This is a genomic window from Paenibacillus sp. GCM10027629 (assembly GCF_042676425.1).
Classification (GTDB): Bacteria; Bacillota; Bacilli; order Paenibacillales; family Paenibacillaceae; genus Paenibacillus_K; species Paenibacillus_K terrigena.
Genome location: NZ_JBHTGZ010000003.1, coordinates 535,973 through 549,893, shown reverse-complemented (window position 1 = coordinate 549,893; position 13,921 = coordinate 535,973). Strand labels below are relative to the sequence as shown.

Genomic DNA, 13,921 nt, shown 5'->3' with positions numbered 1-13,921 from the left:
TTAACGCTCCTCTCCCATTTTGACGGCTTGATGCACGCGTAATCGACGAATATGCATGAACAAGAGTGCAGCCCCAGTTAGCATCATGACGCCGACTACAATGTACAACTGCGTCGTATCCTTATTCTCGAATACAATTCGGAATGGAGGCACCTGCATATTCACATTTTCCGTCGTCTGCAGGAATGGCAAGAACAGAATACTGGATAACTTACCGATTAATACCCCGAGCACAATGGACAGTCCTGCTGTGAAAATCTGCTCTAAGAGCAGCATCCCCGTCAGCTGCTTCCTTGATAGTCCCATCGCACGCAGTACGCCGAACTGAACGACACGTCCCGATAGGTTGAAGAACCAAAATAATAAATACCCGATTAATGAAATAATGACTGATACGAGGAACCCGAGACTTAGAATTCCAAATACGCCGCCGCGCTGTGGATGCTTATTCTGCTTCACAAGTTCTGTCCGTACATCATCAATCGTCGCAAGCTCGATGTTGTTCTTCGCTAATTCATCGATGAGCGGCGCAACGAGTGCCTTCGGCTCCATTTTCAACCACACTTTGTACGGAATGAGCGGTACTTGGTCATAGATATAGTCCAGATTCGTAATGAAGAACGGCGTCTGCTTCGGATATTGCGTCGGCCAATACGGCAGAACGCCTACAACCACAAATTCTACGGGCTGATTCTGAAGCGAGATATTAACGACATCGCCCGGTTTGATCTGATACTTTTTCGCTACATTTGTAGGTATGATTACCGCATTCTCATAAGAGCCAAGCAGGTTCAAATAATTGAACGGATGAACAGGGAACAAGTCATTGCGGAACCATGCGACTTTGGAGAAATCCACATTATCGATTCCGAGAATATTCCCGTTGCCGATCGATGTCCCCGACACGCTTACGCTGCCCTTGGTCTCCAGCACACGAGTCGCCGCCTCGACTCCCTTCAAATGCTTGAATACTTCGAATGGAGGTTCATTATAAATGATCTTACTTGGCTTCTGGCCTTGCCCGCCTCCAGGCTGACCGCCTTTTCCACCGCCATTCTTCTGATCATCCGGATTCACTTCCGAATAACCTTCCCACACCGCTTGCATAATCACGTCTGCACCGTATTTATACAAAGTGCGTTCTGTCGAGTTCGTATCGATCGTACGTGCTGCGGATGCATTATACACCCCAAGCCCGAGCGTTAGAATCAACAAGATCATGAGCGGGTAATACGAGGTCGCTGAACGGGAGAGCTGTGTGATCGTCAAGTACAACGGTACCGGGAGCACTTTCTTCGCAATCCATGTCACGAACCGTAAGATCCATGGGAATAAACGCAAGAAGAACAAACCAAAAGCAAAAATCGATAACGCCGGAACGAAGAACAGGAACGGATTCACTTGTAATTGGTCCGTCGTCATCCCGGTCTGGAAGGTTAATAGCTGTCTTTGATTAAACATGTAATAGCCATACCCTGCGATCGCTAACAAAACAATATCTAGATACCAACGCTGCCAGAAAGGCTTCTGATCCGACCGTGCCAGCTTCTGCTTATAACTTACAATCGATGCTCTGGCAAATACAACCGCCGGGATAACACTCGCGATAATCGCGATCAATACAGCAACTGCACCGTATATTATCGCCTGCGAGTTCAGTCCGACAGGAATGGATTGCCGATCTACGAAAGTTAAGAATCCATTCGCAGAACCGATACTCTTCGCCATGAACCATCCGACGAAAGGCCCGATAATCAGCGCGATGATTCCGAGGAATACCCCTTCGATGAGATACATCATTGAAATCTGCCTTGTGCCCGCCCCGCGGCTTCGCAATACCGCAATATCGCTGCGCTGCTTATCCAGTGCCTGCCTAGCATTCATCGCAATGAAGTAGAAGACCATTGCGATCATTGGCGCCGCTAGCGTGAAGAGCAAGGTCTGAAGCTGCAGACTTTGCACCTTAAATTCATCCAACACATCGGCAAAGGACATTTCCATCTTCGTATCTTTCAGATGTTGGTAGAGTTCAATTTTGAGACGATCGAGCGTATTGCCAAGCGGCGTCAGCTGACTCGTCTTCACTTCCCGCAGATCAAATGCATAGTACCAGCTTGCTTGATTTAACGGGACCTTGGATTCTTTGAGAATATAATCATTAAATACCTTGTCACTGATAAAGAACGTGTTCATGAGGCTTTCTTGCCCTTGATACCAGTAAGCATCTGTATCATCCTTGGCCTTCACCGTACCGACAATCTTCACCTTCAGTACGAGATCCAGACCGCTATAGACGGGATATTCGAATACATCGCCAACATGTAGATCGTTCCGGTACATCGCCTCATCGAGAATTACCGCTTCAACGGTATCCCCATCATGTGAATCGGAATACATCTTACCTAGCGCAATCTCCGTCTTGTCTTGAAGACCCGTGAGCGATCCTAATCCCATTGTACGGACACGGCTCGTATCTACCTTCGTTGAATCAACGGGTGATATTTCCGTTGCCCGGATTCCTTTGTTGCTGACATAGACTTGATGCGGGAACCCAATCTCAATTGGAACCTGCTCACGAATAAAATCATCAACGGACTTCAGTGAATTGATATCCGTCTTCGTACCGCCTGGTGCTTGATATCTTAACAATAGCGATCCGGCAGGCAGACCGTCGCTCTTCTCTTGGAGTGACTTCGCCACAACGCGCTTGAGCGAACCGTCCGCATACATCGGAATACTCACCGTGAAGGATACGGCAACAACAAGACCTAGCAGCGTGCTTAGCGTCATCCAACGGGTGTTCCACATTTTGCGGAACAAGAATCGAAGCAGTGGAATACCCATTAGCGACCCACTACTTTCTGTCCTGGGGTAAGGCCTTTCACGATTTCCACATCCGTTGTTGACTGTTGTCCGACTTCGACGTCGACTTCCCGCTTCCCATTCTCATCCACAACTTGGACATACGTCCGGGAACCGATGGAACGCAGTGCAGATTGCGGAATGGTCACGACGTTATCTCGACGCAGCGTAATGACAGCAATACTTAGCGGTGTGCCTCGAGTTAACCCTTTTGGCATATTATCCAGCTGTACGAGAAGGAAGTCTTCCAGCTTCTCTGGCTTCTGGCCTCCGCCTGGTCCACCATTGCCTGAATCTTCTTTAGCTTGAGGCAACTGCTTCACTTTACCTTTGAGCGTCTTGCCAACCGTATTAATATCTACGTTCACTTCCATGCCGACAGCAACTTGCTTCAAGTCATCTTTCGTAACAGATGCTGCTACAGCAAGACGTGATGTATCTGCGATGATCGCAATCGGGTCATAAGCCTTAACCAACGAACCCTTCTCTGCGTTCAATGAGACGATCGTTCCGCTGAACGGAGCGACCAGTGTCCCTTTTGCAATTTCATTCTCGAGGTCCGTAATCGCTTGGCGACTCTCTTCGAATACGATCGAAGCCTGTTCGAATTCGACCGGATCCATCTGATCTTTCTGACGAAGCGTTTCTTTCATATTGATCTCGTCTTTACGGAACGCGAGTTTCTTCTTCCGAAGATCCTTCTGCATATCCTCCATATCTAATACGACGAGCACTTGACCTTGTGTCACTTTGTCTCCGTTCTTCACAAGGACATTCTTGATACGTTTGCCATCTGCTGTGAAGAACATCGTCTCTTCTTGCTGAGACATCAATCTGCCGCTTGCTGTTACCTTGGTTTCAATCGTCCCCTTGGTTACTTCATACTCCGGTTTTTGGGAGATCTTCGGCGGTGTAATGGTCGGCAATACTTCCTCTGCATCTTCCTTCGGAAGTAAAGAACAGCCTGCCGTCATCATCATTGCTCCACATAGGGACACAAGTAGAATCTGGCGCAGCCTCCTCCCTGATTTAGATGAATTTCCCGTCAACCATTTCATAGACATGGTCCGCAACCTCCAAAATTGTAGGATCGTGTGTCGTCATACATATTGACACTTGTTCAGTTCGAATAATGTTTCTAAATACGGCCATAATCTGTGCTCCCATCTGGGAGTCTAGCTCCGCCGTCGGCTCATCGGCGAGTAAGAGACGCGGACGGTGTGCAATCGCCTTCGCAATCGCAACACGCTGCTGTTCTCCCCCCGATAGCTCAAATGGGCGGTGATGCATACGACTGGACAGCCCAACAAGATCGAGACAATGCTCGACGCGGCTCTTCCATTCATTCTTCGGCACATTCGCCATACGAAGCGACAGCTCTACATTCTCCCAAGCAGATAGCAATGGCATGAGTGCAAACGCCTGAAAGATAAAGCCGATATCCATTCGACGCGCTAGTGTACGCTTATCATCATCCCATTTATGGAATGGGTTTCCGCGGAAAAAAACTTCGCCCGACGAAGGCTGGTCTAGCCCTCCTAGAATGTTGAGCAGCGTTGTTTTCCCCGAACCCGATCTTCCTTTAAGCATGACAAGTTGTCCTGGTAGCACTTCCATCTGGATGCCTTTCAGGACATGCAATTGCTGATTCCCTACAGGAAAAAAGCGTTCCACTTGATTCACGACGAGAATAGGCTCCGTATCTAGCAATCTAGCAGGCGGTTCCTCAGATCGTTCTACTATTTCTTCCACATGTTCTATGTAATCTGATGCAGTGTCCGTTGTTATGTCCGGTGTATCTACAGATCGTTTTCGGAACCAAGCCATAATATTGCCCGCTCCCCCTTTGACTATTATTGACCCAAGGATGGATTACTCCTGAATTATAAACGATATCACCTAGCAAAAAGTTACAAATCAATTAACTTATTTTCATAATTATAGACAAAAGTTTAATGTTTTTTCCATAAAGTAGAAAGTGAAAAAACGGCGCGGAGCACGTCCTATATACTACGTTGTTCGGTAACAACGACAAAAAGAGCCAAAATAACTACAAGCTACATAGTCATTTGGCTCTTCATTTAAGAGTCGAATCTTATTTACCGAACGAAGTCGGATCTTCACGCCATGCTTTTAATGTCGCTAGATCTTCCGCTTGTACATAGCCAAGCTCTACCGCCACATCCATGAGTGCCGTATAGTTGGACAATGTCTGAAGTGGAATGCCCGCTTCTTCGAAAGCTGTTGTCGCTTTATCCAATTGATAGCTGAAAATCGCGAGGACGCCAAGCGGCGTTGCGCCTGCTTCCTTCACAGCAACCGCTGCTTTGAGCGAACTTCCGCCGGTAGAGATCAAGTCCTCGATTACTACAACCTTCTGACCTGGCTTGATCACACCTTCGATCAAGTTCTCTTTGCCGTGACCTTTCGCTTTGTCACGAATATATGCCATCGGCAGGTTCAACTTCTGTGCTACCCATGCTGCATGTGGAATCCCAGCTGTTGCCGTTCCTGCAATGACTTCTGCATCCGGATACTGCGCACGAATGATGGCTGCGAATCCATCGGCAATCGTCTCACGGATTTCCGGGAAGGACATCGTCAAGCGATTGTCGCAGTAGATTGGCGATTTGATACCTGAAGTCCAAGTGAACGGCTGATTCGGCCGCAAAGCCACCGCCTCAATGGTTAGTAGATGCTTTGCAATTTGTGCAGGGATTTGTTCCAAAGTAATCACGTTCAAATCAGCTCCTCAATAATGTTCTCAATCGCTTCTCTAGGGTTCGCAGCTGTCGTAATCGGACGACCGATAACAACAAAATCTGTCCCTTGTTCAAAAGCTTGCTTCGGTGTCATGACACGCGTCTGATCACCAAGCGCACTGCCCGCAGGACGAATGCCAGGGGTAATCGTCTTGAAGTCGCTGCCGCAAGCTTCCTTGATCATTTCCACTTCTAGCGGTGAAGCCACGACTCCGTCAAGGCCCGCTTGCTTCGTGAATTTGGCATAACTAACAACGGAATCTGCGACCGATCCCGCGATGCCAATCTCCTTGTTCAGCATGTCTTGGCTTGTACTAGTAAGCTGTGTCACGGCGATGACGATAGGCTTGTCTAGAGTAGGGTTCTCTTCTAATGCTTCATTCACACCCTGCATAGCCGCAGCCATCATCTCTACGCCGCCTGCTGCGTGGACATTAATCATGTCCACGCCAAGCTTCGTAATACTGTTCGCACCGCTCTTTACCGTGTTCGGAATATCGTGCAATTTCAAATCTAGGAATACTTTGTAGCCTAGTTCCTTCAGCTCGCGCACGAATGCAGGACCTTCAGCATAATAGAGCTGCATGCCCACCTTCATATAACAAGGAATACCCTGTAATTGTTGTAATAGCTCACGCCCCTCTGCCGCTTTCGGATAATCGAGCGCGACCATAATGCGACCTGCTACTTCATCTCGATGACTCATCGTTTACGGCTCTCCTCCTTGTTTTTATTTCGATCATTCATCTTCGAACTGCTGATCAAGGCTGATCCTATTGACCGTGGAATGCTGGCATGCTGCGAGTTGAGAAATTGATTGACTCGAGCATCTCTAGCAATGCGCTCACCGTATCTAGCGATGTCATACATACCACACCGTTCTCAACCGCTTCGCGGCGAATCCGGAATCCATCACGTTCAGGGGTCTTCCCTTTCGTCAATGTATTGACAACAAAGTGCGCCTGTCCATTACGAATCATATCCAGGATGTTCGGTGTGCCTTCGCTTAGCTTGTTCACGTTCGTTACGATCATGCCAGCATTTTCAAGCGCTGCTGCCGTTCCGCCTGTTGCAATGATTTTGTAGCCCATATTGTAGAAGCCGCGTAGAATCTCAACCGCTTCATCTTTATCCTTATCCGCCACCGTTGCGATGATCGCACCTGTTGGCGGGATTCGCATGCCAGATCCCACAAGACCTTTGTACAATGCTTTTGCATAATTCACATCGCGGCCCATAACTTCCCCTGTCGACTTCATTTCCGGTCCAAGGGTCGGTTCAACGCGGCGCAATTTCGCGAAGGAGAATACCGGTACTTTTACCGATACATAGTCATCTTCCGGCCATAATCCATCGACATAACCAAGATCCGCAAGCTTCGTTCCGAGAATCGCCTTGGTTGCGAGATTCGCCATTGGGATGCTCGTTACTTTGCTTAGGAACGGTACCGTACGGGATGAGCGCGGATTCACCTCGATCACATACACTTGATCTTTGAAGATGACGAACTGGATGTTGACCAATCCGATCGTTTTCAGCTCTTTGGCAATCTTGATTGTAATATCAATCACTTGTTGTTTCAAGTGTGGCGCTAAATGTTGTGGAGGATACACCGCAATCGAGTCACCGGAGTGAACCCCTGCACGTTCGATGTGCTCCATAATCCCCGGAATCAATACCGTCTCGCCGTCACAGATGGCGTCAACTTCCACTTCTTTACCTAACATATAGCGGTCGATCAAGACCGGATGGTCTGGGTTGATCTTTACCGCTTGCTCCATGTAGCCTAGCAATTCTTCATCGGAGTATACGATTTCCATCGCACGGCCACCAAGGACGTAAGATGGACGTACGAGTACCGGATAACCAAGGCCTTGTGCTGTGCCAACCGCTTCGTCTACCGAAGTAACTGTGCTGCCTTGCGGTTGTGCAATATTTAAGCGGGACAGAAGGGCTTCGAATTTCTTACGATCTTCCGCCTCATCAATGCTCTCTAAGCTTGTTCCGAGGATGCGCACGCCAGCTTTCGATAGCGGTGCTGCCAAGTTGATTGCCGTCTGACCACCGAATTGTACGATAACGCCAATCGGTTTCTCTTGCTCGATCACGTTCATAACATCTTCGAAGAACAACGGCTCGAAGTAGAGTCGGTCAGATGTGTTAAAGTCTGTCGATACTGTCTCTGGGTTATTATTGATGATGACAGCTTCGTAACCTGCGCTTTGGATCGCCCATACCGCATGTACTGTCGAGTAGTCAAACTCAATCCCTTGACCAATCCGGATTGGACCTGATCCAAGTACGACGATCTTCTCTTTCGGCGTCTCGATCACTTCGTTCTCTGTCTCATACGTTGAATAGTAGTAAGGTGTTGTCGCTTCGAACTCTGCTGCGCACGTATCAACCATTTTGTATACAGGCTTCAAGTTGTGCTCAAGACGGAAGCTGCGTACATCTGCTTCTTGCGTCATCGACAGCTCAGGGTTCGCGTTGCGTCTGATCTCTGCGATCGAACGGTCTGTTAAGCCTTTGCGTTTCGCTTCATACAAAGTCTCGTAGCTAAGGTTCGTCTCTTGTGCGATCAACGCCTCGAACTTCACGATACCTTCGATTTTATCAAGGAACCACCAGTCGATTTTCGTTAAGTCTTGGATTTGCTGCAGCGTGTAGCCTCTGCGGAAAGCTTCTGCCACCAAGAACATACGCTCATCGTCCGGCTTCTCAAGACGTAGGTTCAGCGTTGCTTCATCCAGCGTCTCAGCATCCTTCAAGTAGATGCGGTTCACACCGATCTCCAGGGAACGAACAGCTTTGTGAATCGATTCTTCGAATGTCCGGCCAATCGCCATGACTTCGCCAGTTGCTTTCATTTGCGTGCCGAGTTTACGGTTCGCGGAAATAAATTTATCGAACGGCCAACGTGGAATTTTCGTTACGATGTAGTCCAGTGTTGGCTCGAAGCATGCATAAGTTTGGCCCGTAACCGGGTTAATAAGTTCATCTAATGTATAACCTACTGCGATTTTCGCTGCCATCTTCGCAATCGGGTAGCCCGTAGCTTTGGAAGCGAGTGCCGAAGAGCGGCTGACACGCGGATTCACTTCAATGACATAGTATTGGAAGCTATGCGGGTCTAGCGCGAACTGCACGTTACATCCGCCTTCAATATTCAATGCGCGGATGATCTTAAGCGATGCGGAACGCAGCATTTGATATTCACGGTCAGACAAGGTTTGGCTTGGCGCAACGACAATACTATCGCCGGTATGTACGCCAACCGGGTCGAAGTTCTCCATGTTACATACGACGATACAGTTGTCGTTCGCATCACGCATAACCTCGTATTCGACTTCTTTCATTCCTGCAATACTTTTCTCGATGAGACATTGGTTGATAGGGCTGTAACGAATCCCTGAAGCAACCGTCTCAAGCAGTTCTTCTTCATTCGCACAAATCCCGCCGCCTGTACCGCCGAGTGTATAAGCAGGACGAACGATGATCGGGTAGCCGATTTCATTTGCGAAATCAACAGCTTCTTGCACTGAAGTTACGATTACACTCTCAGGCACAGGCTGCTCTAGTTCACGCATTAAATCGCGGAACAAGTCACGATCTTCCGCTTTCTCGATCGCAGTAAGCTGTGTACCTAGCAATTTCACGTTTTCGCGCTCAAGTACACCAGCCTTCGCAAGTTCAACGGCCATGTTCAGACCTGTCTGTCCGCCAAGCGTTGGAAGCAATCCATCTGGACGCTCTTGACGAATAATCTGCGTTACGAATTCAAGCGTAATCGGCTCGATGTATACTTTATCAGCCATGTTCGTATCTGTCATGATGGTCGCTGGGTTGCTGTTGATCAAGACAACTTCGAGACCTTCTTCTTTAAGTGCTTGACAAGCTTGTGTACCAGCATAGTCGAACTCTGCTGCTTGCCCGATCACAATCGGACCGGAACCAATGACGAGAATCTTCTTCAGTTCAGTATTTTTAGGCATATTATAGATCTCCTTTCATGGCAGCGACGATTTCAGCTTGACGAGGTGCCTTTGGATTTGCAGCTTTATGTTCACGAATCATCTCGATGAATTGATCGAACAAGTAGCTGTTATCATAAGGTCCTGGTGCAGCTTCCGGATGGTATTGAACCGTGAATACTGGGTATTTCTTATGTTTTAATCCTTCAATGGACTTATCGTTGTTATTGATGTGTGTCACTTCGAGCTCTGTACCGATAATGGAGTCCTCAAGCACCGTATAGCCGTGATTCTGCGAAGTAATGAAGCAGCGGTTCGATGCAAGCTCTTTAACCGGATGGTTACCACCACGGTGACCGAACTTAAGTCGTGTCGTATCTGCTCCGCAAGCGAGTGCGAACAATTGATGTCCTAAGCAAATGCCGAAGATTGGGTACTCACCGAGCAATTCCTTAATCGTTGCAACGGCATGCGGTACATCTTTCGGATCCCCAGGGCCGTTAGACAATTGAATACCGTCTGGTTTCAGTCTGCGAATTTCTTCTGCTGTTGTATCGTGAGGCACAACCACCACGTCACATCCGCGTTTCGTTAACTCGCGTAAGATCCCGCTCTTCGCGCCATAGTCGATCAATACGATACGCTCGCCGTCCCCAGGGCTGCTAAAGGAACCTTTGGTCGAAGTGCGTGCCACTTGGTCGCGCATCATCTCAGACACGCCTAGCATTTCTTTCAACTCTTCTACAGGCATATTACCTGTTGTCAGAATTCCTTTCATCGTTCCGTGATTACGTAGGATACGTGTCAACATCCGTGTATCAATCTCGCTGATCCCCACAATACCGTACTCTTTCAATAAAGAATCTAACGTATATTGTGCACGCCAGTTACTAGGTACCGGCTCATGACGGCGTACGACGAAGCCATGAATGTATGGACGGATGGACTCGAAATCGTCACGTGTAATCCCGTAGTTTCCGATCAATGGATGTGTCATAGTAACGATTTGTCCACAGTAGGATGGGTCAGAAATAACCTCTTGGTACCCTGTAATCCCTGTATTAAATACAACCTCACCTGTCGACTGTCCCTCAGCACCAAATGCTTTCCCAGTAAACAGTGTGCCGTCTTCTAACAACAATCTTGCTTGCATTCGTAACACAACCCTTCGAGTAAAATAAAACCTAACATGATAATTATACTTTATTTTGCATACTTATGCATAGCTGCATACGAGCTATATTTGTGAAAAATTTATTATTCTGCTGACCAGACCAGCTTGCCATCGACGATTGTCGCTACAGGCCAACCCTTTAATTGCCAATCTGTGAATGGCGTATTGCGTCCTTTGGATAAGAATGTCTCTGGATTTACGGCTTGCTCAGACTCTAAATCTACGATCGTAATATCTGCGATGGCGCCAATTTCAAGTTTCCCTGTCTCAAGTCCGAATACTCGTGCTGGATCCGCAGTCATACGTTTTACGAGGAAGTCTAATGTCCATTTGCCTGTTGCTACGAAGTTCGTATATAGCAGTGGGAAAGCTGTCTCAAATCCTACGATACCGAATGGTGCGAGCTGCATCCCTTTAGCTTTCTCTTCTTGGCTATGTGGTGCATGATCCGTAACGATCATGTCGATTGTTCCATCTTCCAGCGCTTCGATACAAGCTTGTACATCACGCGGAGAACGAAGCGGCGGGTTCATCTTCCAGTTCGCATCCATACTCGGAATATCTTCTTCCGATAACAAGAGGTGATGCGGGCATACCTCAGCGGTTACTTTCACACCGAACTGCTTCGCTTGGCGAATCAAGCGAATCGATTGCTCTGTACTCACGTGGCAGACATGGTAGTGTACGCCTGTTGCTTCAGCTAGTAAGCAGTCGCGACCAACATGAATCGCCTCGGATTCATTCGGAATGCCATTTAGACCATGCTTCTTTGCAAAAGTTCCTTCATTCACTGCCGCGCCAACCACAAGAGATTCATCTTCACAGTGCGCGATGACCGGCATATTCATGGAAGCCGCTAAGGCCATCGCATCCTTCATCATTTGTGCGTTCTGTACGCCGACACCATCATCTGTAAATCCGATGGCACCCGCTTCTTTGAGTGCTGCGAAGTCTGTTAACTCGCGACCTAATTCATTCTTCGTGATCGCTGCATAAGGTAGTACGCGGACGATACCTTCTGTCGCAGCTTTATCGAGGACCAATTTGATCGTCTCAGGTGTATCGATGACTGGGCGTGTATTTGGCATGCATGCGATTGTCGTGTACCCGCCTTTTGCTGCGGAACGTGTTCCCGTCGCAATCGTTTCTTTATGTTCAAATCCTGGCTCTCTTAAATGCACATGCATGTCGATAAATCCAGGGGCAACCAGTTTGCCCGCTGCATCGATGACTTCACCGCTTACTTTAACCTCTGATCCTGCATCTATGATTCCAGTTACCCGGTTATCTTCAATCGTAATATCCTTTAGTTCCAATTCTCCTGCTGCATTCAATACGTTAGCGTTCTTAATGATCAATCCCATCTGTCAACCGTCCCCTCTGTTTCTATTTAAATGCCCGTTCCATAACCGCCATGCGAATCGGTACGCCGTTCGACATTTGCGGGAAGATCCGTGAAGTCTCACATTCTACAAGTTCATCATCAATTTCAACGTTACGATTTACTGGTGCTGGGTGCATAATGATGGCATGCTGTTTCATGAGGGCTGCGCGCTCGACCGTCAATCCATACTGTTCACGGTAGTCATCCGCGAACTTCATCATGCGGTTCGTGTGACGCTCAAGTTGTACGCGAAGCATCATGACCACATCTGCTTGCAGCGCTTCTTCCATCGATACATACGTTGCATGCTCAGCAAGTTCAGGTGCTTGCATGCTTTCAGGTGCGCAGAAGTTCACTGTAGCTCCGAATTTCTTCAATGCCCACAGATTCGAGCGTGCTACACGGCTGTGTTGAATGTCTCCGATGATCGATACATTCAAACCTTGTAGGCTACCGAATTGCTTGCGCATCGTGTACAAGTCGAGTAATGCTTGTGTTGGATGCTCGTTGTTGCCGTCCCCTGCATTAATGAGCGGGATGTTCAATTTCGCAGCCAATTGCGGGAGAACACCGATCGGCTTCAAGCGAATGACGCCTGCATCAATGCCCATCGACTCTAGGGTCCGTACCGTATCGTAGATAGATTCGCCTTTCTCCATGCTCGATGCCGCTGCTGCGAAGTTCAACACTTGTGCGCCAAGACGTTTCTCAGCCATTTCGAAGGAAAAGCGTGTTCTCGTACTATTCTCAAAAAACATATTTGCAACAAAGTGATCTTTCAACACGGGGTTCAGTTTGTTAGGCTGGGCTTCCCAATATGCCGCCCGGTCTAGAATGGATTCAATTTCGTTCTTGCTTAAGTCATGTAATCCCAACAAACTGCGTTCTTTAATGCTCGATGCTGTTAATGTCATTCGAATGACCCCCTATGTTGAATGATGGATACTTGGTCTAGTCCGTCATATTCTTGCAATGAAACACTGATTTCTTCCATTTTGGATGTCGGTACGTTCTTACCTACGAAATCCGCTCGAATCGGAAGTTCGCGATGTCCACGATCTGCGAGGACTGCGAGTTGTATCGATTGCGGTCTTCCTTTGTCCATGATCGAATCCATGGCTGCCCGAATCGTGCGTCCGGTGTACAGCACATCATCGAACAGGATGATCTTTTTGTTATGAATCGGGAATGCTTGCGGAGGTTCTTGGAACTTCGATTCGCTTGCCTTCGTGTTCGCCTCGCCATCTTCATTCAAGAGATCGTCGCGATAAGAAGTAACATCGAGCTCACCAATCGAGATTGTCGTACCTTCGATCTCACTGATTCGTTCCGCAATCCTTCTTGCGAGGAACACGCCCCGTGTCCGAATTCCGACGAGTACACAATTCTCAATGCCTTTGTTCTTCTCCAGAATCTCATGGGCGATCCGAGTTAATGCCCGTCTGATCGCTGTCTCATCCATAATGACAATTTCCTCTGCATTCGTCATTTCGCTGCCTCCTTCATCGCTTAGCACCCCAACAAAAAAACTCCTTGCCCGAAAGCAAGGAGTTGTCGTTAGTCGTTCTCATATAAAAGCATGTTCTACCGACCCGTCTGTTCATACGCGGAACAGGACGGACGATTCAGTAGAATCATCCTTCTTAGACGTTTACCTTGCCAGCCTCACGGGACTGATTTAAAGGTGCTATTCATTTAACAAGAATTATCCCACTTTACTATTCACTTGTCAACATGGTTGTCGAAAAATCATCTTTTGATCACG

The 13,921-nt window shown here is 47.9% G+C and carries 10 protein-coding genes; all 10 read right to left on the bottom strand.

The genetic code is table 11. The features are described 5' to 3' along the window. Complete coding sequence (locus ACFQZR_RS02955; RefSeq protein ID WP_379342709.1) at positions 1 to 2,844, bottom strand: ABC transporter permease; 2,844 nt, start codon at positions 2,842 to 2,844, stop codon at positions 1 to 3. Continuing rightward, the gene (locus ACFQZR_RS02950; RefSeq protein ID WP_026263890.1) at positions 2,844 to 3,926 is read right to left on the bottom strand and encodes an efflux RND transporter periplasmic adaptor subunit; all 1,083 of its coding nucleotides are present in this window, start codon (positions 3,924 to 3,926) and stop codon (positions 2,844 to 2,846) included. Before ACFQZR_RS02950 ends, ACFQZR_RS02955 begins: the two co-directional genes overlap by 1 nt. Then, positions 3,892 to 4,689 carry an ABC transporter ATP-binding protein gene (locus ACFQZR_RS02945; RefSeq protein ID WP_379342707.1) on the bottom strand — a complete coding sequence of 266 codons (798 nt, stop codon included), beginning with the start codon at positions 4,687 to 4,689 and terminating at the stop codon, positions 3,892 to 3,894. The genes ACFQZR_RS02950 and ACFQZR_RS02945 overlap by 35 nt, the downstream gene beginning before the upstream one ends. 268 nt (positions 4,690 to 4,957) lie before the next feature. After that, positions 4,958 to 5,599 (bottom strand): orotate phosphoribosyltransferase, encoded by a 642-nt coding sequence (gene pyrE / locus ACFQZR_RS02940; protein WP_152392228.1) that lies wholly within the window; start codon positions 5,597 to 5,599, stop codon positions 4,958 to 4,960. A 2-nt stretch (positions 5,600 to 5,601) separates the two neighbouring features. Further along, on the bottom strand, positions 5,602 to 6,330 hold the full coding sequence (gene pyrF / locus ACFQZR_RS02935) for an orotidine-5'-phosphate decarboxylase (RefSeq protein WP_379342704.1): 729 nt from the start codon (positions 6,328 to 6,330) through the stop codon (positions 5,602 to 5,604). 67 nt (positions 6,331 to 6,397) lie between these two features. Next, on the bottom strand, positions 6,398 to 9,619 hold the full coding sequence (carB, locus tag ACFQZR_RS02930; RefSeq protein ID WP_379342701.1) for a carbamoyl-phosphate synthase large subunit: 3,222 nt from the start codon (positions 9,617 to 9,619) through the stop codon (positions 6,398 to 6,400). A 1-nt stretch (position 9,620) separates the two neighbouring features. Next, positions 9,621 to 10,751, bottom strand: a complete 1,131-nt coding sequence (locus ACFQZR_RS02925; protein ID WP_379342699.1) for a carbamoyl phosphate synthase small subunit — start codon at positions 10,749 to 10,751, stop codon at positions 9,621 to 9,623. Between the two features lie 104 nt (positions 10,752 to 10,855). Beyond that, complete coding sequence (locus ACFQZR_RS02920; RefSeq protein WP_379342697.1) at positions 10,856 to 12,136, bottom strand: dihydroorotase; 1,281 nt, start codon at positions 12,134 to 12,136, stop codon at positions 10,856 to 10,858. Between the two features lie 22 nt (positions 12,137 to 12,158). Beyond that, complete coding sequence (locus tag ACFQZR_RS02915; protein ID WP_379342695.1) at positions 12,159 to 13,070, bottom strand: aspartate carbamoyltransferase catalytic subunit; 912 nt, start codon at positions 13,068 to 13,070, stop codon at positions 12,159 to 12,161. Then, entirely contained in the window at positions 13,067 to 13,645 is a 579-nt protein-coding gene (pyrR, locus tag ACFQZR_RS02910) for a bifunctional pyr operon transcriptional regulator/uracil phosphoribosyltransferase PyrR (RefSeq protein WP_379342693.1), read from the bottom strand. The genes ACFQZR_RS02915 and pyrR overlap by 4 nt, the downstream gene beginning before the upstream one ends. Positions 13,646 to 13,921 lie beyond the last annotated feature (276 nt).